Genomic DNA, 24526 nt, shown 5'->3' with positions numbered 1-24526 from the left:
GTCACAGGTTGAAGTCACTCGCCGTCAGGGCATGCGAGCCTTTTATGCTGATCTTGAAGTCGGGTTCGTCGCTGCCGGTCGTGTTGCCCTGGATGACAGTGTAGTCGCCGTCCTCTCGCGTTTCGTGGGTTACAAGAAGCTGCCCACGCTCGGTAAGGCTGTCGCCGGTCACGAGAGTGAACGACTGCACCCCGGCAGTATCGCGGTCCGCATCCATGCAACTCAGATCGACCCGGTCGCCTGGTTGGAAGCCCATGATCGTATCGCCATCGGCATCCATGCTGGAAAGGAAGCGGAACGTATCGTTACCCGCACCACCATCCATGACATTGACGGCGGCAGAGGCAGTTATGTGGTCGTCTCCGGAGCCGGTTATTATGTTCTCGATACTCCAGATGGTGTCGTTTTCGCCTCCCTCTACCATGACGCTTCCACGCCCCATGAAGCCGGTGCCCATATCTGCGGTCACATTGGCATGCACCGATGACATGTCGAGCGTGTCATTGCCGCCCTCGCCATAGTAGACATCGTTGCCATCGCCGGATTCGGCGACGAAAACGTCGTTGCCGTTCCCTCCGAAGGCCATGTCATTGCCGGCTCCACCGATCAGCATGTCGTGGCCGTTGTCACCAAACAGGCGATCATTGCCTTCTTCGCCAGCGATCATGTCGTTTCCGGCGCCACCGAACAGGTCATCATCACCAGCATCGCCGAAGATGGTGTCGTTGCCGGCAAGGCCGTTGAGGTAGTCATTGCCTTCGGTGCCGCGCAGGATGTCGTTGCCTGCCGTTCCTGCATTTGCTGCGATGGCTGGAACAGCTACGTCGCTGTCCTCATCTTCGTCATCCTCGCAGGAGCCGCTGACGTCGTCTTCGTCTTCGTCTTCGTCCTCATCCTCATCTTCACCTTGTTCATCATCTTCATCGTCGCCGTCATCCTCGCCGGTGACGTCATCGTCCTCCTCATCATCATCATCGTCCTGGCCTTGGTCCTGTTCGTCCTCATCCTCATCGATACCGTTGAAGATGTGGTCGTCGTCATTGGCCGCGGCATTGGAGCCATCGAGATCGAACACGTTCTCGGGCAGACCTTCCAGGCCGGTGTTGCGAGCGATGATGTCTGAGAATGTGACGTGGTTTTCGCCTGCAAACAGGGAGTCATCGAAGATCTCGAGATAGTAGAGTCGATCACCGTGCTGCAGCCGGTCGAGCTGCTCCAGGAAGATGTAGCCGAAGGTCGAACCCAGCTGGCCGGCGACCGGCTTCTCGAGTAGACCGCCGACCCACAGATCCATCGTATCGAACCCGTCGGGATAGGCTTGCTGCAGCTTTGCCAACATCTCGGCCGAGATGCCATTGCGCAGGGCAAAGTCTGCCCAGTCTTCATATGGGCGAAGAGCGGTGAGCTTTGTTTTCTCGTAGAGCTGCGCGCGAACCGTGTTGAAGGGCGCGATGCCCATATCGCGACCACGGAAGATGTTGAGCGCGGCCAGATCGAGAGGACGACCAACGAGTTGGTTTCGCAGGGCATTGACCATGTCCACATCGATCGCCTGATGCTGCACCTGCACGGCACCCGCCAGGAGATTGTTGATGCCCAGATTAAGGAATTGCGCTGGGCTCAGGAATGCCTGGACCAGGGAGACTTCCTGCAGATCCCCGTTCTCGTCCTGATAGCTCACCGTCTCGTTCAGCATGGAGTGTCCGAAGCGATAGGCTGCCTGGGCGAATTCCACCGAGATGGAAGCATCGACAGTGGGGTCGTACCCTTCGAACCCGTGTTCGTCGTCGTTGTCGAGCCCGCCTGCCATGGCGGTTGCAAACTCGGTGAACACGACACGCTGATACTCGGCGATGTTCCGCAGGCGTGCGGCTTCGAAATATTCTTCCTCCGTCCATTCGTTGTTGGTGCGCGCCTTTAGTTCATCGACCCAGAAATTGTGGTTGCGGTGCCAGATCGTATGGATCGAGGTCAGCATCACGTTCTCATTGACGCGCCCGTCACCGGCCACGAAGAAATGGCCTATCTGGTCAAGATCGAGATCCTGGCTCTCTGTGCCATCCGGCAGCACCACGAATTTGGGAATGAAGTCGATGAGCAATGGCTGACCGCTGCCCTGGTAGTTCCCGATGTCGCTGGAAGTCAGTTCACCACCTTCCGTCATCACCCGGAAATTGTCCCGGATGTGAGCTAGGGTTGGCAGCAATGCACGACCAGTATCATCGATATCACCTGAGAGCAGATAGGCGGTGCGGACGGGTTGCCCATCCTCGCTCACCTCCCAGCGGCGGAGCACATTGGTGATCTCGTCGCTGGAACCATAAGCCTGGTTCTGGTCGACGAAGGGCGATGCATGGTTGATGTATTCTGCGGGAATTTCATCGCCATTGCCCGGAATGCCATCCGGATCGATGCCCGTGCCTTCCACGATGTTCGAGCGCGGTGCGTTGATCGGGAATGTCGCCGAACCTATCGCCACGGACCCCGGTTGCCCCTTGGCAACAAAGTCCAGGCCGTGGTCGAAATACTGACCGAAGAAGGTCAGCAGGCTGGTGCCGCCGAAAGTGTTGACGATGCTTTCCTCGATGCCGTCGCCGTCATTGTCCTGGTTGGACAGGATGTCGGAGATCTGGCGCGGAGTAAGCGAAGTCTGGCGGATTCCGGTTGCACCATCCGTATAGTGGGGATCGGTCAGCCGGATGAATTGCTGATCGGCTGCACCCCAGGTTGGATTGTCCACGTTGTTTCCGTAACCCGAAGAATCCCGCACGAAATTCGGATCGCGGGCCATTTCGAGCAGATCCTCGATATCCTCATCGTCCAGAAGATTGCCGCTGGAGCCGGGGCCATTTTCGAATTGCGGCGGAACCGCCCCCGTGAAGGTCACCGAATAGGTGCCGTTTGTGTAGGTGTGAGTGCCGTTGCCGTTGTCTACCAGAGTGTAGTCGGCGATGTCGTGTCCAGCGGCGAGCTGGATCACGTCCTGCGGCCTCACATTGCCGATGATCGTGTCATTGCCGCCATTGGAGCGGAACAGGATGCGATGTTCGGATGTGAGGGCCGAGAAATCGACCACATCGTCTGCTTCCGTACCATTGATCGTGATGGTGCTTGTCGAAAGCGAGGTCGGCGAGAAGTCGCCATGGGTGACGAAGGTGTCACCACCGCCATTGCCATTGATGACGATCTCTTCGATTTCCGACATCTGGACCGCTATGGAAGCGAAATTCGTTCCGTTGCGGGTGATGATGATCTCGGCAGCCGGATCGAGATTGATCGACTGGATGGCATTCGCGATGCTGAACGTACTCCATTCGGCACGGGTCCAGATATGGTACGTCTCTGCAGTGGCATTGCCTTCGACAACAACGGTATCACCGGCTGTCGCCTCTGTGCCGCCGCGCACGGTGTCGCGCCCGTTGCCGACATTCCATATGATGGTGTCGTCACCTGCACCGCCATCGACAAGGTCCTGTCCGTTTCCGCCGATGAGGGTATCGTTCCCATCGCCGCCGTTCAGCGTGTCGTTGCCGCCATTGCCGATAAGAAGGTCGTCACCACCATTGCCATTCAGTACGTCAGCCTGATTGTTCCCGGTGGCAATGTCGTCACCTGCAGTACCATTGAACGGGCTGCCGACAAGGAAACCGCGTGCCCAGTTGGCACCTATGGGACCCGTCGGATCGGACGTGACAGATTCCGGGTTGCCTGCTCCGTCGGTGAAGCTGACCGTCACGCGAACTTGCATGCCTGCAAATGCATCGGCAGCATTTCCGAAGATGCCAAGATTGATGTCGGTGGGCGTGAAGCTGGCGCTGTTTCCCCCGAGAACGGCCGGGACATCCACCCATGTCACGCCGTCAGCCGTGACCTGCCATTGGTAGTTCAGAGCACCGACCCCGTTGGCATCAACGATCGATGAGACATCGACGGTGAGTGCCTGCCCTTCGGTGGGGGTGAGGTCACTGATAACTGGCTGCCCGGTTGCCGGAACGTTGAAAAGCTGGGCCGCGTCAAACTCGCCATTCGCAAAGCGCAGTCGCTCGATATTGCGAAGAGTGTCCACGCCATCGGAGATGAGCGGGCGCCCTGTGACAGGGTCGTCCACATCGCTGATGGTGACGTGTTCAACCCGATAGGAGCCGTCATCATTGATGGAAAACTCGTAGTTCTCCATCACGTCGTTGAAGACCGCCGTGTCCACATCACCGATTGCGCCGTCATCTGCAAGGATCTCGCGGACGATATGCATCTGGCTCGGCACGATGTCGCGCGATACCAGCAGCTGGAACAGGGACTTTCCGATCCATTCCACCGGAATGTTCAGACCCTCCGTGCCATCGAAAACATGTTTCATGCTGTAGATGGTGGCCAACTCGTTGTCGGCGCTGTTTTCAGCATCGGGTGCGGTCAGCCGGATCCTGACATTGAGGCGGGCATTGCCATCGAGGAAGTCGTTCCCGCCATTGCCCTGAAGCGTGTCGCTACCTGCACCGCCCAGGAGAATGTTGCCGCCCGTGAACGCGACGATCTCCTCGCTGTCGCCTTCGGGGATGTCATCGACAAGGTCCCCCAGAAGCTCCCGCAGGCCCTCAATGCGCGAGAGGCCCGCCTGGCTCAGCTCGTCCTTGAAGAATAGCGTCTCCGTATTGTTCACGGTCGGGATTGCAGGAGGCGCACCGGCCTCACGGTCATCGCCGCGCAGCGTGTCGTTGCCATCGCCACCGGACAAGGCTTCAACCTTGTCGAAGCGGTTGCGCAGGATATCGGCCTCTTCTGTCGTGAAGATGCGGATTCGCATATCGGCATTGGCGTCGAAGGTAGCCCCCTGATAGCTGACCCAGTCAAAGCCGAACATGCCTTCATTGCGCATGACGCTTTCACCCTGCACCATGATGTCGTCGCCGGATTCGGCATCGAAATCATGCTCCTCGGAGCCTGCGAACATCACGTCGTGGCCAAGGATCGTGGAGTTGAAGAAAAGCTCCGAATTGTCGCCGGCAGAGGTGTCGAAACCGCCACCGCCCTCGATCCAGTCGTCACCTTCATTGCCAAGCAGGAAGTCGACGCCATCGCCGCCGAGGATGAAGTCATCGCCTTCACCACCAAAGACCTCGGTATCGTCCTTGCCTGCAAAGATGGCGTCCTTGCCATCGCCGCCCATCAGCACATCGAGGCCGTTGGAACTGGCAATGACGTCGTTCCCGTCATCGCCCTTGATGAAGTCGCCTTCGTCACCCTCGTCGAGTATGATGTCATCTCCAGCGCCGCCCATGATCAGGTCGACACCCTGGCCGCCCTCGATGAAGTCATCGCCGGCGTCGCCCCATATGGCGTCATCACCGAGGTCGCCGATCAGCACGTCACGGGAAGAGGTGCCGCCGAGAACCGTGTGCTCGCCACCGATATAGCGCAGGTAGTTGTCGTAATACCCTTGGAAGGCAGGCGGCAGGTCGCGGATGACCTGAGTGTAACCCAGCCCTGCCAGAACGGCGTCGATGTCATTCGGGTCCTTGCCCGGATCAGCACCGTTGTAATCCTGCTGATAGGCCTCGTTGACCTCGAGAATAAGGTCGTATTTGGCGAATGAATCGATGCCGATATGGTGGCGGATCACGTCGTCTGCCGTACCACGAATGCCGTCAGGCCCGGGTTCGGTCAGATCGGTATTGGCCATGATCAGCTTGGAGAAGGCGTTGTTCTCCAGGGCGTCAAGGAAGTTCAGTCCTTGCGTGCGGGTCAGATAGTAGAACCGGTCCGCATCCTGCAGCAATTCCATCTGCGCTTCGAAGACTGCGGTAAAGGTCGATCCCAGCATGCCACCGAAAAGCAGGATCTTTTCTGCCAGCCCGCCGATCCACAGATCGACATTGTTGAGACCGCCAAGATCGCCGGTATAGCTTCCGGTGCCGTTGATGAAGGAGTCGCGATCGGCAATGGTCGTCGCATTGCCATCGACATCGACACCAAAGACGAGCTCCATCGCGATCTCGCGCTTCTCCTCAAGTGTAGCCGCAGCCACGATCTGGCTGTGGGTGCCGTATGCCGCCACGAAATTGACGACGGAGAGCGGGTTCTTCAGTCCGACAGCGAAATCCGCCCAGCTTGTGTAGGGACGCAGGAAGCTCTGGCCCGTGGAGGCGTAAAGCTCCTCACGCGCCTGGTTCAGCGTGGGCATCCCAGTGTCCCTGCCGCGGGTAATGTTGATCGCCGCCAGATCGAGTGGCAGACCCAGAAGATTGTTGCGCAGTGCATCAACGACGAATTCGTCGATGGCATTGCCGCGCACATTTGTAAGGCCGCGTACAAGCGCTCCGGCAGCCTGCTCGTGACTGATGCCGCCGTCGAGATCGAAATCTACCGGATCAAGGAAGGCGGCGATGAGCCCGTCATCGACCGTATCCAGGAAAGCCGTATCGGCGGTACCCGCCGGATTGAAGAAGGAGCGCGGGAGGCTGTCCGTCAGCATGGAGTGGCCGAAGCGATAGACCACATTCGCGAACTCGGCGAAGATTGCAGGGTTCAGGTCGGTGACGGAGTTGAATACGAAGGGATCGATAGCCGGCTGAATTTTGCGGCCGAACTCCTCGAATACCAGGTGCTGGTACTGCATCTCGGTGGCAAAGCGTGCGGCCTGGAAGATGCGTTCACCATCCCAGTCGAGCGCCAGCCCTTCGATGAATGCGTGTTTGTCGACTGCCGCATCCAGCGAGGAATGGATCGCGGCAAGGTCGCCTGCAGAAATATCGGTGGTCAGCCACTCATTGACGAAGGCCAGATCGCCTTCTTCCAGGATCGTCAGTTTCTGGATGAGCGTCTGGCGATTGTGCTCGGAGTGGAAGACGTGGTGAACGGCAGTCAGGCCGAAATTCTCGTTACCGCGCCCGTCGCCGGTGATGTAATGGCGGTCGAGCAGGTCGCCGTCGAAATGGGTTGCCAGCGACTCTCCCAGTGCCATGGCGATTTCATCGGGATCAATGACACCATTCGCGTTGGTGTCATTGATGACGCCGTCCGAGTCGCGAAGCTTGATGCCCCCGGTCTGATTGTTGATCGGATTGGCGGCATGCGCGATGTCGTCGAGAAATGCATGGCCGATGCGCAATGCGCCCACGCCAAACGTGTTGACGGGAGCACCCAGCACGCCCTCCACCATGGAGGACGGGGTGCCATCGGGATTGATGCCTGTCACGATTTGGGGCAGCCCGTTGGGGCCGCGGATGAACTCGCCATAGGCATCCGTGTGGATCAGCGGAATGTTGAGAACGTCAGGATCGGTGAGCTGGATGCCGAGCATGGAGGCAGCCTGGGCTTTGATGTCGCCCCAATTGGCAAGACCCCCATTGGGGCCCTCGAGCAGGCGCCCGGTGGCTACCGGCCCGTTCGGGCCCATCGTGTATTCACGCAGAAAGACCTGATGCGACGCATGTGACGTATAAGTCTGGTTTTGGTCGACAAAGGGAGTGGTCGTGTTTGTCTGCGTCGGCTCGCCGTTTTCGTCATAGACGGTCGTGGAGCGCGTGAGGACCATGAAACGCATGGACGCAGGCAGATCGTCGACCGTGTTGGCTATTCCGTCGGGACCCAGAACCAGCGGGTCATCGGCTTGCAGCGGTACGAAGATCGAACCGTTGCCGCCCTTTGAGATAAGATCGAGACCGTGGTCGAAGAATTGGCCGAAGAATGTCATCCAGGCATTGAATGGTGCGGAGATACCTTCGTCAGGCGCGACATTGGGGATGATGAGAGAGCCATTGACGATCTCAAGCCCCTTGTCCGAGGCAAGCGCGAGAAAGGCAGCCTGAGGATCCGCTGCAACGTCCTGCGCATGAGCCAGGGCAGCTTCGGCCGCGGTCAATTCATCGGACGCGGCCTGTATCGCGTCGAGATCCGTGGTTGCAGGATAGTCGGCGATGACTGCGTCCAGCTGGGTCTCGGCGGCTGCAACCGCAGCCTGCGCATCGAGCAGCGCCGCATCAGCGTCTGCCTGGGAGATGCGCGCGGCGAGCAACTCGGCAAGGTCGGCATAGGGATCTTCCGAACCGACATAAACCAGTGCGGCATAGAGTGCAGCCGGATTGTTCGCGCTCATATCCGCGACCAGGTTGGAGATAATGCGCGGATCCGCATCCACCACATTGCCGGTATGTCCGCCGTTCAGGCCCGAACCCGGGAAGGTGGGTACGCCATCGACTATCCCGTAGTCGGTGTTGGTGACCGGCTGAAGCGGACCGGGACCGAAGGAGAAAGGTGCTTCCGGCCCCCCGTCAATATAGTTGGGATCGAGATATCGCGGCATGGGTTCGTCTGCAGCGCCCCATTGCTCGCGCCCCTGCATCAGGTTGTTGTAGCTGCCGTCAACGGTGCGTACACCGAATGGCGTCTTCGGATCGGGTATGGCAAGCGGCCAGCCGGGATCACCAAGAAAGACGCCGTTTGCGTCATACATGGCGGGGTCGGTAATGACGTCGCCCGTACCCGGGTCGATCCTGATTTCCGTCAGCGCTGCACCATTTGCATGGGCTTCGCCAATCTTGATCTGCTTCAGGACGAATTGCAGATCGTGAAGATTCATCTTGGCTGACATGACACGCTCCCCGGAGGCAGGCCTTCTCGGCCTTGTTGCCTGGTTGATTGGTTTCTCTACCCGCAGACAGGGTCCGCGAGGCTCACCGGGAAGATTGGCGCAATAACGGGGCGGTCGGAACGCAACAAGGTCGAACGATAAGCGCGCGCAAAGTCGGGGGCGAACTGCCACCATGGTCCAATGAAGAGGCAGCGACCAAGGTCGGATCAGGTATTGGACCAAGGTCTGATGGTGTTCATTGAAATATAGTGCCGCGTAAACTTGATCCCGACGGAACAGTTTTGCCCGTATTTACTATTTGTTAGTTATTACGTTTACGGGAAGGTTTTATGCGCCTAAAATGTTCCGTGGTGGTGGGGAGGTGTTTGTATGGGGGTAAGCGTGATCAAATGCAGGTCATCAATCTGGCGTTTTTTGATGACCATCCTGTTCTTCTGGAGGGAATGGTTGGTCTTTTCTCTGACATGGACGATTACAATGTCGTCGCCAAGGGATGCTGCGCAGCCGAAGTAGTCGAGATATCGCTCGATTCCGGAGCGCAAGCCGTTATTCTGGATCTGGACATGCCCGGAGATGTCTTCGAGGCAATCCGGTGCTTCCGCAAACAGAAGCCGGAAGTAAAGATCCTGATATTCACCGCGTCGGACGATATCGAGCAGGCTGTGAAGGCCCTGGAGGTCGGCGCCAGCGGCTATGTCCTGAAAGGCAGCCGTTTGGAGGATCTTGTTCTCGCGCTGCGTTCAGTCATGAAGGGTGAAACCTACATCACACAACAAATGGCAGCACGCGTGATCATGGCACTGCGCAATGCCTCGATGCAGGAGCGATCGGACAAGCACAGTCCTCTGAGCGTGCGTGAACAGCAGGTCGTGAAGCTTTTGCTGCAGGGGAAGACGAACCGTGAAATCGCCCAGACGCTGACGATCAGCGAGAAAACGGTCAAGCACTACATGACGGTTCTGATGCAGAAGCTGCATGTTCGAAACCGTGTGGAGGTCGTGTTGGCCGCGCAGCGGAACATGGCATTGGAGCACCAGCACTTTCTGTCATAGATCAGGGCCTCCAAGGCTGCTCCACGGCGGATGTCATCAGCAACAACCGCTCTGCCTGCATGCATTTTGCAGTGAGCGGGAAATGCGCTGGTCGAAGTTGCGGAGCCCGGATCAAGCCTCCCAGTACAAGGGATGTTGCAGGAACCCCGATCAGCAGACGATCAGGGGCAGATTGCTTATCAGGATTTGCGTACGGAAGATGACGCGGTCGTGCTTCACAGTTGCGACAACTCACGAGGCGCGGGGCTTGAGTCATTCTCGAGCATGGTCACGAAAGAAGCTGGCAGGCGCATGATGTGCCGGGTGGCGATATCAACGGCCCTGTCGATATCCTTCTCCGCGCAGGCCGCCGCCAGTTCGAGGTGGTCGTGCATGGAAACGTCCATATGCGCCTTGTTGGACTTGATGATGTCTGTCCGCACCGCCATCAGCGGTCCGATCGTCCGGGTATAGGCCGACGCGATCGAACGGTTGCCGCTGCTCTCCACGATCGACTTGTGAAAGGTCATGTCACCGAAGGAATAGGCGATATTGTCCCCTGCATCGATGGCGCGCTGCATGTCGTCTAGACCATGCCGGATCTTCTTCATCAATACGTCGTGGTGGTCGCGGATCGCAAACCTCAGGCAGGCAGCCTCCAGGACGGCGCGATGATCGCACAGGTCGGAGACCATCTTTAAATCAGGGGTGAACACAAATGACCCGCGCTTTGGCAGCACGTTGATCAGCCCCTCCATCTGAAGCACGGCCAGCGCCTCGCGCACCGGGGACCGACTCACACGCAGCACATCGGCCAACCGCTGCTCCGACACCTTCGAACCGAGCTTCAGCTCACCTCGGATAATCGCTTCGCGTATCCGATCGGCAGTTTGCATCATCAATGACGGTGCGGCCGGAATTGGCTTCATGAACAACCCCTTTCAGAGTGATCGAAGAAATCACCGTCTGCTCCATAGCACAAGTTGATTGACTTCTGCACTTAACATGTAACATGGTAGTTTCAGGAGCAGGGCCGGAGGAGGCCCTTGGGAGAGGTTATGTCTGTCGCCAAGCCGAAAGCCGACACGCTGGACGCATTTTTCGAAGCCTGCATCGGTGTCGTGGGTCCGCGTCACTTCCTTCAAGACGCAGATGCGGTGAAGCCCTACGGCCGTGACTGGTCCGGGGCCTACTTCCGGACACCCCTTGCCGTGGCGCTCCCTTCCAGCACAGCTGAGGTATCCGACCTCGTGCGCTTGTGTGCGGGACACGGGATCCCCGTTGTGCCAGCGGGCGGCCGCACCGGCCTGTGCGGAGGCAGCGTGCCGATGAGGGAACGCGCTGCGCTGGTCATGTCGCTCGAACGGATGACCGCGATACGCGAGATGGACAGGGTCGGGCGCACCGTCACTGTGGAAGCGGGCTGCATTCTGGAGACATTGCAGGACGCGGTCGCCGAGGCTGGCCTGGCCTTTCCCTTGATGTTCGGCGCGAAGGGCAGCTGCATGATTGGCGGAGCCCTGTCCACCAATGCCGGCGGGTCCAACGTCCTGCGTTATGGCAACGCCCGTGACCTCTGCCTCGGGATCGAGGCCGTGATGCCGGATGGCACGGTGGTCAACGGACTGTCCGCCCTGCGCAAGGACAATACCGGATACGACCTGCGCAACCTGCTGATCGGTGCCGAGGGGACCCTTGGCATCATCACCGCCGCAACCCTGAAAACCCTGCCGCAGCCGCTTGTCCGCACGACGGCCTTTCTTTCCGTGAGCGACCTCGATGCCGCTCTCACCGTGCTGCACCGGGTACAGGACCACACCGGCGGGGCAGTCGAGGCCTTTGAATTCATGCCGCAGCCGGTGATCGACGCGATCTGCACCTACAATCCGGCGATCCGTTCGCCGCTGGAGGGTCCCGCCGAGATCGGTATCCTGCTGGAGGTCGCGTCCAGCCGACCAATGGATGCGCAGCTCAACGAGGAAGGCGCCCGCGCGCTGGAGGTTGACGTGCTGACCCTCTTGGCCGATCTGGTCGAGAAGGAGCTGATCCTGGACGCCACCATCGCCCGCAACGATCAGCAGCGGCAGGATCTGTGGACAATGCGGGAAATGGTTCTCGAGGGGATCACCCACGCCGGCGTGGCCGAAATCTTCGACATCTCGCTGTCACTCAAGCATCTCTCTTCCTTCGTTGCGACGGCAAAGGAACAAGCCGCGCGGTTTGGCTTCCGCTCGCTGGTGATCGGGCACCTTGGCGACGGGAATCTGCACTACGCGGTAATGGGCGCTGAAGGCCAGGATCCCGCCGATCTGCCGATGGACGCGATGCGCGCTGCGATCATGGACGAGGTCGCCCGCCTCAACGGATCATTCAGCGCCGAACATGGCATCGGGCAGAGCAAGCTGGACCAGATGCTCAGATACAAGGACGCCGGCCAGCTGGCCGTGATGCGGCGTATCAAATCCGCGCTGGACCCGCAGAACCTGATGAACCCGGGCAAGCTGATCCCGCTTGCCTCCACGGAGGTCGGTACGGGGAGATCTTGGCAACCATGACTATCTGACAATGTAACGGGGAGGAGACCCATTATGACATTCACGAAACCCAACCGCCGCCACGTGCTGGCCGGCATGGGCGCGGCCCTTGCCACGCCTGCCCTCTTGACCCGCGCTAGGGCGGCCGAGGTCACGCTGCGGCTGCACCACTTCCTGCCGGCCGTGGCGCCGATGCATACGCAGTTCTTCGAGCCCTGGGCTCGGGAATTGGCCGAGGCCAGCAATGGCGCCATCGAGGTGCAGATCTTCCCGGCAATGCAGTTGGGCGGTCAGCCGCCGCAGCTGGCCGAGCAGGTCCGCAACGGCGTCGTCGACGTCGCCTGGGCGCTGCCGACCTATACCACCGGACGCTACGTGGTCGCCGAAACCATGGGCCTGCCGTTCCTCGTCACCAACGGTGAAAAGACCTCGGTTGCCGTGCATAAGCTGGTCGAGGAGTTCGGCCAGGACGAATTCCCCGGAATGAAGCCGCTGGCATTCTGGTCTCACGACGCGGGCAAGCTGCACATGCGCGAGACACCGATCACCTCGGCGGCCGACCTGGCCGGGCGCAAGATCCGCAGCCCCAATGCGGGCATGGGCGAACTGCTGTCCAAGCTGGGCGCAGAACCGGTGTTCTTCCCGGTGACCGAAATGGTCGTGGGCCTTTCCAATGGCGTCATCGACGGCTGCTGCCTGCCCTACGAGGTTGTGCCCGCCTTCAAGCTGCAGGAACTGACCCGCGTGTCCAGCGAAGCCGCGCCCGGTGCCCGCGGCCTTTACGCCAACACCAATATCCTGCTGATGAACCAGGGTGCCTACGAGGGACTTTCGGACGACCTGCGCGGCGTCATCGACGCCAACAGCGGGCTGGAGTTGTCCCGCCGCATCGGCCGCACCTACGATGAATTCGAAGCTGTCGGGCGCGACGTCGTCGAATCGAATGGCAACGAGATCGTGGAGATCCCGGCAGAGGAAATAGCCCGGTGGCGCGACGCTTCCCAGGAGGTTTATGCCAACTGGCAGGCCACGCTGGATGCTGAAGGTCACGACGGCGCAGCAATCCTTGCCCGGGCAAACGAACTGCTCGATCAGGGTGAGTGAGATGAGTGTCTGGCCAGCGATCTGGCCACGGCAGGGGGGCGGAAACGCCCCCCTGTTGGTGTGGCTGGAACGGCTTGCCCGGTTGTCGGCCGCCATGGGCGGCGCGGTCATCTTCGGCGTGGCACTGACCGTGACCATCTCGGTGATGATGCGCAACATCGGCATCGGCGGCATCCGTGGCGATTTCGAGATGGTAAGCATGTCCTGCGTTTTTGCTGCCGGCCTGTTCCTGCCCCTGTGCCAGGTCACCAAGAACCATGTCATGGTGGACCTGTTCACCACATGGCTTCCCACCCGCGCCACCGCTGCCCTTGATGGACTCTGGCTGGGTCTGTTCGCGGTAGGCTGGGCGCTGCTGTGCTACTTCACCGTTCACGGGATGCTGGACATGATGGACTACGGGGACCGCTCGATGCTTCTGCGGCTGCCGCTGTGGTGGGCCTATGTGCCATCGATTATCGGTTCGGGCATTTCCTGCGTTATCGCGCTTTGCCAACTCCTCATTCTCCACGACGTTGCCTTGCCCGGCGCAGAGGTCTGATCAATGGAACCCATCTCCATCGCCATCGTCATGACGATCTGTCTGCTGTTGGCCATTATACTGCGCGCGCCCATCGGACTGGCCATGGCGATGATCGGCGGAACGGGCTACATGGCGATCTCGTCCCCCGCCGCACTTCAGGCCTACCTCGCGAGCGCCTGGCCGGACAAGTTCCTGTCCTATGATTTTGCCATCATCCCGCTGTTCATCCTGATGGGCCACCTGGCCACCCGGACAGGAATTTCGGCCGCGCTGTTCGGTGCGTCAAACGCCTGGATCGGGCATTGGCGCGGCGGGTTGGCGATGGCCGGCGTCGCGGGCTGTGCAATGTTCGGGTCGATCTCCGGATCGTCCATAGCGACCGCCTCCACGATGGCGCGCGTTGCGCTTCCGGAAATGAAGAAACACAATTACGGCAACGCCCTGGCGGCCGGCTCGCTGGCGGCGGGCGGCACACTTGGCATCCTCATCCCGCCGTCGATCGTGCTGATCATCTACGCGCTGCTGACCGAGCAGAACATCGTGAAGCTGTTTCTTGCCGCCACGATCCCGGGTATCCTGGCCGTCATCGGCTTCATCATTGCCATTGCGGTTTACGTCCGCATCTATCCCGAACAGGCACCGCGGCAGGACAAGGCGCCGCTGCGCACCCGTATCCGCAGCCTGGGCGAGATCTGGCACATCGTCAGCATTTTCATCATCGTGCTGGGCGGGATCTACGGCGGGTTCTTCACCCCGGCCGAAGGCGCCTCGATCGGCGTGGTCCTGACCGCCGCCGCCGGTCTTCTGTCACGCACGTTGACTCTTGAGGGGCTGGTCGAAAGCCTGATCGGCACAGCAGGTGCCAGCGCGATGATCTTCGTCATCATCTTCGGCGCCGACATCTTCAACGTTGCGGTGGCCCTGTCGCGGCTGCCGACAGCACTGGCCGACTATTTCGCCCTGTCCGACTTTGCCCCGATGACCGTGCTGCTGATGGTCGTGCTGTTCTACCTGGTCATGGGCTGCGTGATGGACAGCCTGTCCATGATCGTGCTGACGGTCCCGGTATTCTTTCCCACGATGATGGGCCTCGATTTCGGGCTGACGCCGGAATTCCAGGCGCTGTGGTTCGGCATCCTGACGCTGGTCGTGGTCGAGGTGGGCATGATCACGCCGCCGGTGGGCATGAACCTGTTCATCATCGCGGCCATCGCCCGGGACATCCCCGGGAGCCAGATCTTTCGCGGGACCGTACCGTTCATCATTTCCGAATTCACCCGCATCGCCCTGCTGATCAGCTTTCCGGCTCTCAGCTACTGGCTGGTAAAGGTCTGGGTCTGACGGCCCAGGTCAGGCATGGCAGGAGCAGGGTCAGCGGGCGTTTCGCTGACCCTCAATAAAAGCTCGCCTGAAAGGACGTAGCGGTCAGCGTGACATGCGCGTCCAGTGGCGGGTGCAGCTCGAACGCCTTCGGCTCGCGCGCGAAGTTCCACAGGCGGAACAGGGACCATTCCGAGCGCCGTTCCTCGGCCACGGCCAGCTCGTTGCGGCTGATGTGGAAGGGTGTGCGCTCCCAACCATTCGTCGTCTTCACCTCGATCAGGCGCGGACGACCATCCGGCGCGAAACTGGCAATATCGTAGCCGGCACCATCGCCATCCTCCTCCGACACCCACCGGACCTTGCGCGCAAGATCCTCGCGGCCTGCTGATTTCAGGGCAGCACGTTCGTGCGCCAGAACGCGCTCTTCACCGGCACGGCCGAGGGCGCGATTTCGCTCGTCTCGCGCCGCGACATCGAATTTGCGGGCGATATGAAGCATCTGCTCCAGTTCCTGCGGCGGCGGCTGGTTCGAAAGTGTCGGCGGCGGCCCGATCCAGATCGGCTGCGCCTCTGCCAGACCAGTCGGCGCTCCTGCACCCGAATGGCGGTCGAGCCAGGCCGGGTTCAGCGCCAGCCATCGTGCCACGGCATCCACCAGCGTCATCTGGAAATTGAAGGCAGGTTTGTAACCCGGGATCCAGTCCTCACCCAGCCCCTTCAACACGGCGCTGATGTTCTGGTGCTTGAACTCGACCGATCCCTCGGAGCGACCGTTCAACAGCGGCAGAAGCCCGCGCCGGTGCTCGGCCTTGTTGTAGGGACGCCCAGAGACGTCGTCGCCCAGCATCGCGAAGTAATCCGCGACGATCAGGTCGTTCTCTTGATCTGTCCAAGGCCCGTTCGACATTGCGCCAGGCTAGGGACGGAAACTGCGTTTGTCATCAGAGACTTCACACAAGACCCCCAAAGCCACGCGAACCCCAATCCGTCCGTGTTGCGTATCCACCTGCGCCGGAACAAGCTGAAAACAGCAAGATGCCGGTTCAGCGCGATCTCGTGAGTTCGTTAAATGATATTAAAGTTTCTAATGCGTCTTGCAGAACGGAAAGAGACGGTGGCCAAGGTCCAGACCGATCTCGCGCGCAAGGCCAGTCTCCGAAGGGCGGATGGCTCCTGCAAACTTCTTTGGCACATAAGGAAAAAGGCCCCGCGAGGGACCTGTATTCGGGTTCGCAACAGGGGTGATGGCGGAGAGAGAGGGATTCGAACCCTCGATACGGTTGCCCGTATACACGCGTTCCAGGCGTGCGCCTTCAACCACTCGGCCACCTCTCCGCAAATCCGGAAGCGCCGATGAGGCGCGTTGCCGGTGACGCATATGACGCGTCCGGGTGGTCATCTAGTCGAAAAGACCGCTCATGCCAAGACGTCTTTGCGACATTTCCTTGTCAGTCACACGAAATCACGCGCTCAAGCGCATGCGCAATTGTCTTGGGGCCTTGGCAGGCCTATTTGTTGGACAGGATAACAGTCGGTAAAGCGTCTCATGCGGTTCATTCTCTATCTCTTTTCGCTGATCGCCCTGTCTGTCGCGGTGATCATGGCGGTAGTTGATGCAACCCGCTCCATCGCCACGGCAGAATGGAGCGTCACGTCGCTGATGCAAAGCTGGAACGCCCGGTTCCCGCAGATGCTGAGCGGGATGGAGAATTACTTCACGCAGAACGGGATGGGCTTCATTTGGGACCCCGTGCTCGTTTCGCTCATGGCCTTGCCGGGCTGGCTGCTTTTCGCCGCACTGGCGCTTGTATTCTATATGGCATCACGCCCGCCCCGGCGTGTGCGCGGAATGGCAGCAGAGACCTTTTAGGACGAAACAGTCCTCGAACCGCTGAATGGCGGATGAAGGAGAAAACCATGTTCTTTCTCAACGATCTTCTGTCGCGCAAGAGCAAGATGCCTGCGCGCGAAGAAGCACTGGCTGGGCGCGAGGCGCCGATCCCGACCGCCACACATCACCATGTGAACGCCAATCCGCTCAAGGAGCCCTATCCGGAGCATCTGGAGACCGCCTATTTCGGGATGGGCTGTTTCTGGGGTGCCGAACGTCTGTTCTGGCAGCTGCCGGGTGTATGGGTGACGGCAGTGGGCTACGCCGGTGGCTACACACCCAACCCCACCTATCGTGAAACGACGACCGGCATGACGGGCCACGCCGAAATCGTGAAAGTGGTCTTCGATCCCGCTGAGATATCCTATGCCGACCTGCTGAAGCTCTTCTGGGAAGAACATGATCCAACCCAGGGCATGCGGCAGGGCAACGATGTTGGCACCACCTACCGCTCGGCCATCTACACGACCAGTCCTCGACAGGCCGAAGCGGCAAAGGCTTCCCGCGCCGCCTATCAGAAGGCGCTGGATGCGTCCGGCGGCGGCCGTATCACTACCGAGATTCGTGAAGCGCCGGAATTCTTCTATGCGGAGGAGGAACATCAGCAATATCTGGCCAAGAACCCGGGCGGCTATTGCGGCCTGAAAGGCACCGGCGTCGTCTGTCCCGCACCCTCGTCTGCCGCGGCTGGGGAATGAGCAGCGCGCAATAAAATTCCGCGTGAATTTTACAACCACACGTGCAACAGTATTGCCCGAGCGGGAGCTGAACTCCCGCCTGCAGCGGGCACGTGCCCGTTCTCGAAGATGTAACCGACAGGGTGTGGATCACATGAAGCGTATTGTTCTCGGCCTTCTGGCTGCTACCGCATTGACCGGCACGGCCATGGCGCAGGAGGAGTTCTCCCCGGCGTTGCTGTTCGATCTGGGCGGCAAGTTCGACAAGTCCTTCAACGAAATGGCCTATATGGGCGCCGAGCGTTTCAAGGAAGAAACCGGCGTGGAATATGCCGAGTTCGAAATCTCCAACGACGCACAGCGCGAGCAGGCGCTTCGCCGCTTCGCCGAGCGCGGCCACAATCCCATCGTGATGGCCGGTTTCACCTGGGTTGAGTATCTCAACAAGGTTGCTCCTGAATATCCCGACGTGGATTTCACCATCATCGACGACAAGGTTGATCAGCCAAATGTGCGCTCGGTCACCTTCAAGGAGCAGGAAGGTTCCTACCTTGTTGGTCTTCTGGCAGCCATGGCCTCCGAAACCGGTACGGTCGGCTTCGTCGGCGGCATGGAAGTGCCTCTCATCGGCAAGTTCGAATGCGGTTATGTCGGTGGTGCAAAGGCCGCAAATCCGGACGTGACGGTCATTCGCAACTATACCGGCGACACGCCTTCGGCCTGGAATGATCCGACCAAGGGCGGCGAGATCACCCGCACACAGATCGACCAGGGCGCTGACGTGGTCTATCACGCAGCCGGTGGTACGGGTGTCGGCGTGCTTCAGGCCGCGGCCGATGCAGGCAAGCTTGGCATCGGCGTCGACTCCAACCAGAACGCACTTCACCCCGGCAGCGTCCTGACTTCCATGGTCAAGAAGGTCGATGTCGCCGTCTATGGCTCCTTCATGGATGCGAAGAATGGTGAGTTCGACTACGGCGTGCAGAATGTCGGCCTGGCGGAAGATGCCGTCGGCTATGCGATGGACGAGCACAATGAAAGCCTCATCACCGACGAGATGAAGAAGGCAGCCGAAGACGCGAAGGCCAAGATCATCGCTGGCGAGATCGAGGTTCACAACTTCCTCGACGACAACAGCTGCCCCTATTGGTAAGCTTCATCTGAACCTTTCGGAAAAGGGCCGCTTGCGGCCCTTTTTCAGTTTTGGCAGGCAAGGCCTGCATCGATCCTTTCTCGTGAGGCTCCCATGTCTGATATCTCCGCCGTACTCTCGACCCTGGACCAGAATCTGGACGCCAGCCTTGAACGGCTCTTTGCGCTCCTCTCCATTCGCTCCATCTCTACCGATCCGGCCTTTGCCGACGAATGTCGCAAGGCAGGCAACTGGCTGGTCGAGGATCTGAAATCGATAGGTTTCGACGCGAGTCTGCGCGAGACGCCCGGGCACCCCATGGTCGTGGCGCATCATGACGGTGAAGGGCCACATGTTCTCTTCTATGGTCACTATGACGTCCAGCCGGTGGATCCGCTCGATCTTTGGGAGGATGACCCTTTCGAGCCGGCTTTGAAGGAGGTGGAGCCGGGGCGCAAGATCATCACCGGTCGCGGTTCCTCCGATGACAAGGGCCAGCTCATGACCTTCGTCGAGGCCTGCCGTGCCTACAAGGCGGTGCATGGGAAGCTCCCCTGCAAGATCTCGATCCTTTTTGAGGGAGAGGAAGAATCCGGCTCACCGTCCCTCAAGCCGTTTCTGCAGGCTCATGCCGAAGAGCTGAAAGCCGATTTCGCGCTGGTCTGTGACACGGCCATGTGGGACCGTGAGACACCGGCCATATGTGTCGGTTTGCGCGGACTGGTGGGCGAGGAAATCACGGTCAAGGCCGCTGATCGCGATCTTCATTCAGGCTTCTTCGGCGGTGCTGCCGCAAACCCGATCCGCATACTGTCCAAGATATTGGCGGACATCCATGACGAGGATGGCCGTGTCACCATACCAGGCTTCTACGACGGCGTCGAAGAAACGCCCGACGACGTGCTTGAGAGCTGGAAGGCTCTCGGCCAGGGCGCAAGCGAAATGCTCGGGCCCATCGGTCTTTCGGAGCTTTCCGGTGAAAAGGGTCGTACCGCACTTGAGCTGGTCTGGGCCCGTCCGACGGCCGAGTTCAACGGCATCGAAGGCGGCTATACGGGCGAAGGCTTCAAGACCGTTATCCCGGCGGAAGCCTATGCAAAGGTCTCCTTCCGCCTCGTGCACAGCCAGGACCCCGACCAAATCCGTGCAAGCTTCCGCAAATTCGTCGAAGAGCGTATCCCTTCCGATTGCTCGGTCGAATTTCATCCCCATGGCGGATCACCTGCGATCCAGCTCTCATACACGTCACCGCTGGTGACTACCGCCCAGACGGCCTTGAGCGAGGAGTGGAACACGCAAGCCGTGACCATCGCCATGGGCGGATCCATTCCGATCGTCGGCGATTTCCAGAGGCTGCTCGGCATGGATTCGCTGCTGGTCGGCTTTGGCCTCTCGGATGACCGCATTCATTCTCCAAACGAGAAATACGAGCTTTCCTCTTTCCATAAGGGGCAGCGTTCATGGGCACGCATTCTGGATGCGTTGGCAAAGAATGGCGTCTGACGGTCGAACGACAATTTTCAGCGAGGGAGGCATCGAGGTCTCCCTTGCTGGCATCAACGACGCAAATGCGGTTCTTGCGATGCAGGATCTGCTGTTCCCCGGTGACCCGAATTCGCTGACCGAAGGCAATTTCTCAGAAGCCATCGCGAGCGAGGCCGCCACGGTCCTGGTTGCACGTCAAGACGGCGAAACGGTTGGGTTCTGCCTGTTGCGCGACCGGGGCCTGCGTCCCTGGACGGGTGTGGACTTAATCGGCGTTGGACCGGCAGCGCAGGGGCAGGGGATCGGCCGCATCCTGTTGCAGGCAGCATGCAGTCAGGCCCGCCGCCCGGTGATCCGTTTGTTCGTACGTCCCGACAATGAGCGGGCTCAGGCCCTTTACACGGGCATGGGCTTCCGCCAAACCGGGTCCCGCAAGGGAAATTACGACGACGGTGCCGACGCGATCATCATGATGAAATGGCTCGGCCCCCGCAGCTTCAGACGAAACAGAGACAATCGAGCATGACAATCCGCTTCCACCGCAACGATCTGCCAGACCTTTCCAGCTACGATGTCGAGGCGGTGGCCATCGACACCGAAACGCTGGGACTCAACCCTCTTCGCGACCGGCTCTGCGTTGTGCAATTGTCACCTGGCGACGGAACCGCGGATATTGTGCAGATCGACAAGGGTCAGCGCGAGGCGCCGAACCTGCAGAAGCTTTTGGGTGACCAGAATATCACCAAGCTCTTCCACTTCGCCCGCTTCGATCTCGCGGTGCTTTACCATACCTTCGGCGTCATGCCCGAGCCGGTATTCTGCACCAAGATCGCTTCCAAGCTCACCCGCACCTATACCGACCGGCACGGGCTGAAGGACATCTGCAACGAGCTTCTGGGCGTCAGTATCTCCAAGCAGCAGCAGTCCTCCGATTGGGCAGCCGAGAAGCTCACTCCCGAGCAGCTCGAATATGCTGCATCCGATGTGCTCTATCTTCACGGCCTTCGTGACGCGCTGAAGTTCCGGCTTGCGCGCGAAGAGCGGACGGAAGAAGCCGCAGCCTGCTTCCGCTTTCTCCCCACTCGCTCCAGGATCGATCTCATGGGCTGGGACGAACAGGACATCTTCGCCCATAGCTGATGCCTGCATTATCCGCAGCCTGTTGCCGCTCATAATTATGTCTTAAGAGCCCCTTAAGCCCGCAGGCCTATTTTCAGGCAAATTGTTCCCGTTCGACTTCCAGGAACCTGGAATGCGGGACGGGATTGCGGGACGGGAGCTTATGGCAAAGGCAACGCGCAGGAGACGCATCGAACCGGTATTTGATGCCACCCCGGGCGAGAGCCGGGGCGACACGCTGCGCGCGAGCGAAAGCGACCGCGTGGTGCCCAGCCGCAAACGGAAGGCAAAGGCAGCAAAACCGGCTCAGAAGCGCAAAAAGGCCGGCCGTCCTGCGCGCAGGAAGTCGCGCGGCTTTTCCTTTCTCGGCTTGATACGCGGTGCCGTCTATTGGGGCCTCGTGCTGGCACTCTGGGGCGGCATTGCAGGTGCCGGCGTGGTTGCCTGGTACGGTGCCCGCATGCCTGCTGCCACCACCTGGTCCATCCCCGACCGACCGCCCAATGTGAAGATACTGTCAAACAGCGGCGACCTCATCGCCAATCGCGGCATGACAGGCGGCGAGGCAGTCGGTCTGCACGAGATGTCGCCGCATATTCCGCAGGCCGTCATCGCCATCGAGGACAGGCGGTTCTACTCCCATTTCGGCGTGGATCCGATCGGTCTTGCTCGTGCCATGGCCGAAAACGTCATGGCGGGCCGCATTTCCCAGGGCGGCTCCACGCTGACACAGCAACTTGCCAAGAACCTATTCCTCAAGCCAGACCGCACGATCGAGCGAAAGGTGCAGGAAGTGCTTCTGGCAATCTGGCTGGAGCAAAAGCACACCAAGGCACAGATACTCGAAATGTATCTGAACCGCGTCTATTTCGGCTCCGGTGCATATGGCGTCGAAGCTGCCTCCCGCCGCTACTTCAACAAGTCGGCCAGCCAGGTAACGCTGTCCGAAGCAGCCCTGCTGGCCGGTCTCCTCAAGGCACCCTCACGTCTGTCGCCGGCGCGCGATCCGCAAGCCGCCGAGGCGCGCGCCCAGGTGGTCCTTGGCGCGATGCGTGACCAGGGCATGATCGGCGACAGCGAGCTCGCCGCGGCCATGAGTGCACCTGCAACACGCGCGGCGGCTTATTGGACCGGTTCGGAGCACTATGTCGCCGACAAGGTGATGGAGGAGCTTCCTGCCATCATCGGGGAGGTGAAAGACGATGTGGTGGTGGAAACGACGGTGGATCTCACGCTTCAGAAATTCGCTGAAGACTCCATCCGCAACCTGATCCGCGAGCAGGGCGAGGCCCATGCGGTCAGCCAGGGCGCGCTGGTCTCGATAGATGCCTCCGGAGCGGTGCGGGCTTTGGTGGGCGGCTACGATTATGCCAACAGCCAGTTCGACCGCGCCTCGGAGGCAAAGCGCCAGCCCGGTTCCGCCTTCAAGCCTTTCGTCTACATGGCTGCGGTCGAGAATGGTCTGACGCCCTTCAGCGTCCGCAACGACGCCCCCGTCCGCTTCGGCAAGTGGCAGCCGAAGAACTACAAGGACAAATACTACGGCCCCATCACCATTTCGGAAGCGTTGGCGCGCTCGCTTAACTCGGTTGCCGCACAGCTTGCCATGGAGGTCGGGCCCAAGGCCGTTGTGGAGGTGGCGCATCGACTGGGGATCGAGTCCGATCTGAACGCGAACGCATCGATCGCGCTGGGCACCTCCGAAGTGACGCCGCTGGAGCTGACCGCAGCCTATGTGCTCTTCGCCAATGGCGGTTACCGGCCCGAGGTTCATTTCATCCAGCGTGTGACGACGGAAGCCGGGGACGTCCTATTCGACCGTCAGCTCAAATCGCTTCCGCGCGTTGCCAGTGATGAAGTGGTGGGGATGATGAATCACATGATGGCCGACACCGTGAAATATGGCTCTGCACGCAAAGCCGATTTCGGCTGGCCGGCCGCCGGCAAGACCGGTACCACTCAGGAATCGCGCGATGCCTGGTTTGTTGGTTACACCGCAAATCTCGTGACCGGTGTCTGGTTCGGCAATGACAGCAATGCGCCGACCAAGGCTTCCGGCAGTTCGCTTCCGGTCGAGGCCTGGCGCGCATTCATGGAGAAGGCGCATCAGGGCATTCCGGTCTTTCCACTGCCGGGAGAATGGGATCCGAATTCCCGCACGCCTCAGCCACAGATCGCCGTCGGCGACGGTGCGGCTCCGCCGATTGTGCCATCATCCGGGTCCGCTCCGGTCCCTCCAGCTGGCGTGGGCGAGAGCAGCGGGAAGAAATCACTCCTGGACATCCTCCTGGGCAATTGATCCTCTCGCAATTATGAGCGCGAGCCTCTACATAGGCGGAAATGTTTTGGAGGAATGGCCGTGAGCGAAGTCGACGAGCGCAAGACCTTGGTGCTGACCGGAGCCAGCCGGGGAATCGGCCATGCAGCGGTCAAGAAGTTCTCGCGCGAGGGTTGGCGCGTCATTACCTGCTCGCGCCAGGCATTCGCCGATGATTGCCCCTGGCCGGCAGGGCCTGAAGACCATATCCAGCTGGATCTTTCCGACCAGGAAGGCGTGGGGACAGCCATAGCGGAAATTCGCCACCGCCTTGCTGCCAATGGCGGTCGTCTGGACGCCCTCGTCAACAATGCCGCCATCTCGCCCAAGCACGAGGGCGGCAAGCGGATGAACTCCATTGAAACACCGACGCATGTCTGGCGCGATGTGTTTCAGGTGAATTTCTTCGCCCCGATCATGCTGGCCCGAGGGCTCTTCAAGGAGCTTTCCACCGCTAAGGGCTCGGTGGTCAATGTGACGTCGATTGCCGGAAGTCGCGTGCACCCCTTCGCGGGAACCGCCTATGCGACCTCCAAGGCCGCGCTTGTGGCGCTGACCCGTGAGATGGCTGCGGATTTCGGGCCTCATGGCATCCGTGTGAACGCGATTGCGCCCGGCGAGATCGAAACATCCATCCTCTCGCCCGGCACCGAAAAGATCGTAGAACAGATCCCGCTGCGCCGCCTCGGGCAGCCATTGGAGGTCGCCGAAACGATCTTCTATCTTTGTTCCGAACAGGCGTCCTATGTGAACGGCGCCGAGATTCACATAAATGGCGGTCAGCACGTTTGACGAATAAGGCC

The 24526-nt window shown here is 60.1% G+C and carries 16 protein-coding genes and 1 tRNA gene; 13 read left to right on the top strand and 4 right to left on the bottom strand.

Going from position 1 to position 24526, the window contains the following annotated elements; all coding sequences use genetic code 11:
* Window position 1: 1 nt before the first annotated feature.
* Entirely contained in the window at window positions 2-8587 is an 8586-nt protein-coding gene (locus tag EL18_RS13050) for a peroxidase family protein (protein WP_036485143.1), read from the bottom strand.
* 329 nt (window positions 8588-8916) lie between these two features.
* Between EL18_RS13050 and EL18_RS13045 the strand changes: the two genes are divergently transcribed.
* On the top strand, window positions 8917-9639 hold the full coding sequence (locus EL18_RS13045; protein ID WP_341872067.1) for a LuxR C-terminal-related transcriptional regulator: 723 nt from the start codon (window positions 8917-8919) through the stop codon (window positions 9637-9639).
* A gap of 215 nt (window positions 9640-9854) precedes the next feature.
* Here the strand turns inward: EL18_RS13045 and EL18_RS13040 are convergent, their stop codons facing one another.
* Window positions 9855-10547 (bottom strand): GntR family transcriptional regulator, encoded by a 693-nt coding sequence (locus EL18_RS13040; protein ID WP_051914253.1) that lies wholly within the window; start codon window positions 10545-10547, stop codon window positions 9855-9857.
* A 129-nt stretch (window positions 10548-10676) separates the two neighbouring features.
* Between EL18_RS13040 and EL18_RS13035 the strand changes: the two genes are divergently transcribed.
* The 4 genes from EL18_RS13035 to EL18_RS13020 are packed head-to-tail and all read left to right on the top strand — an operon-like array spanning window position 10677 to window position 15120.
* The gene (locus EL18_RS13035; protein ID WP_051914251.1) at window positions 10677-12173 is read left to right on the top strand and encodes an FAD-binding oxidoreductase; all 1497 of its coding nucleotides are present in this window, start codon (window positions 10677-10679) and stop codon (window positions 12171-12173) included.
* A gap of 33 nt (window positions 12174-12206) precedes the next feature.
* Complete coding sequence (locus tag EL18_RS13030; RefSeq protein WP_036485140.1) at window positions 12207-13256, top strand: TRAP transporter substrate-binding protein; 1050 nt, start codon at window positions 12207-12209, stop codon at window positions 13254-13256.
* Window position 13257: 1 nt separating this feature from the next.
* A complete protein-coding gene (locus EL18_RS13025) occupies window positions 13258-13797 on the top strand; it encodes a TRAP transporter small permease (RefSeq protein WP_051914249.1) in 540 nt (179 codons plus the stop codon).
* A 3-nt stretch (window positions 13798-13800) separates the two neighbouring features.
* Complete coding sequence (locus tag EL18_RS13020) at window positions 13801-15120, top strand: TRAP transporter large permease (protein ID WP_036485138.1); 1320 nt, start codon at window positions 13801-13803, stop codon at window positions 15118-15120.
* Window positions 15121-15172: 52 nt separating this feature from the next.
* Here EL18_RS13020 and EL18_RS13015 read toward each other — a convergent pair whose 3' ends face one another.
* Window positions 15173-16009, bottom strand: a complete 837-nt coding sequence (locus EL18_RS13015; RefSeq protein ID WP_036485134.1) for a protein NO VEIN domain-containing protein — start codon at window positions 16007-16009, stop codon at window positions 15173-15175.
* Between the two features lie 338 nt (window positions 16010-16347).
* Window positions 16348-16437 (bottom strand) — tRNA-Ser (locus EL18_RS13010).
* A 211-nt stretch (window positions 16438-16648) separates the two neighbouring features.
* On the opposite strand from EL18_RS13010, the gene EL18_RS13005 reads away from it, so the two are divergent.
* From EL18_RS13005 to EL18_RS12970, 8 genes are all read left to right on the top strand, one after another.
* On the top strand, window positions 16649-16972 hold the full coding sequence (locus EL18_RS13005; protein WP_036485132.1) for a hypothetical protein: 324 nt from the start codon (window positions 16649-16651) through the stop codon (window positions 16970-16972).
* Window positions 16973-17019: 47 nt separating this feature from the next.
* Complete coding sequence (gene msrA / locus EL18_RS13000; protein WP_036485130.1) at window positions 17020-17691, top strand: peptide-methionine (S)-S-oxide reductase MsrA; 672 nt, start codon at window positions 17020-17022, stop codon at window positions 17689-17691.
* A 133-nt stretch (window positions 17692-17824) separates the two neighbouring features.
* Window positions 17825-18823, top strand: a complete 999-nt coding sequence (locus EL18_RS12995; RefSeq protein WP_036485129.1) for a BMP family lipoprotein — start codon at window positions 17825-17827, stop codon at window positions 18821-18823.
* Window positions 18824-18916: 93 nt separating this feature from the next.
* On the top strand, window positions 18917-20305 hold the full coding sequence (locus EL18_RS12990; RefSeq protein WP_036485128.1) for a dipeptidase: 1389 nt from the start codon (window positions 18917-18919) through the stop codon (window positions 20303-20305).
* Window positions 20295-20813 carry a GNAT family N-acetyltransferase gene (locus tag EL18_RS17385; protein ID WP_051914247.1) on the top strand — a complete coding sequence of 173 codons (519 nt, stop codon included), beginning with the start codon at window positions 20295-20297 and terminating at the stop codon, window positions 20811-20813. The genes EL18_RS12990 and EL18_RS17385 overlap by 11 nt, the downstream gene beginning before the upstream one ends.
* Window positions 20810-21427: a ribonuclease D gene (locus EL18_RS12980; protein WP_036485127.1), complete on the top strand. Its 618-nt coding sequence runs from the start codon at window positions 20810-20812 to the stop codon at window positions 21425-21427. Before EL18_RS17385 ends, EL18_RS12980 begins: the two co-directional genes overlap by 4 nt.
* 112 nt (window positions 21428-21539) lie before the next feature.
* Window positions 21540-23705, top strand: coding sequence for a transglycosylase domain-containing protein (locus EL18_RS12975; RefSeq protein ID WP_244444598.1), 2166 nt, complete (start codon window positions 21540-21542; stop codon window positions 23703-23705).
* A 60-nt stretch (window positions 23706-23765) separates the two neighbouring features.
* On the top strand, window positions 23766-24515 hold the full coding sequence (locus EL18_RS12970) for an SDR family NAD(P)-dependent oxidoreductase (protein ID WP_036486343.1): 750 nt from the start codon (window positions 23766-23768) through the stop codon (window positions 24513-24515).
* The last annotated feature ends 11 nt before the right edge of the window (window positions 24516-24526 follow it).

This window comes from Nitratireductor basaltis, from assembly GCF_000733725.1.
Classification (GTDB): Bacteria; Pseudomonadota; Alphaproteobacteria; order Rhizobiales; family Rhizobiaceae; genus Chelativorans; species Chelativorans basaltis.
This window is presented reverse-complemented; position numbering and strand designations above follow the sequence as displayed.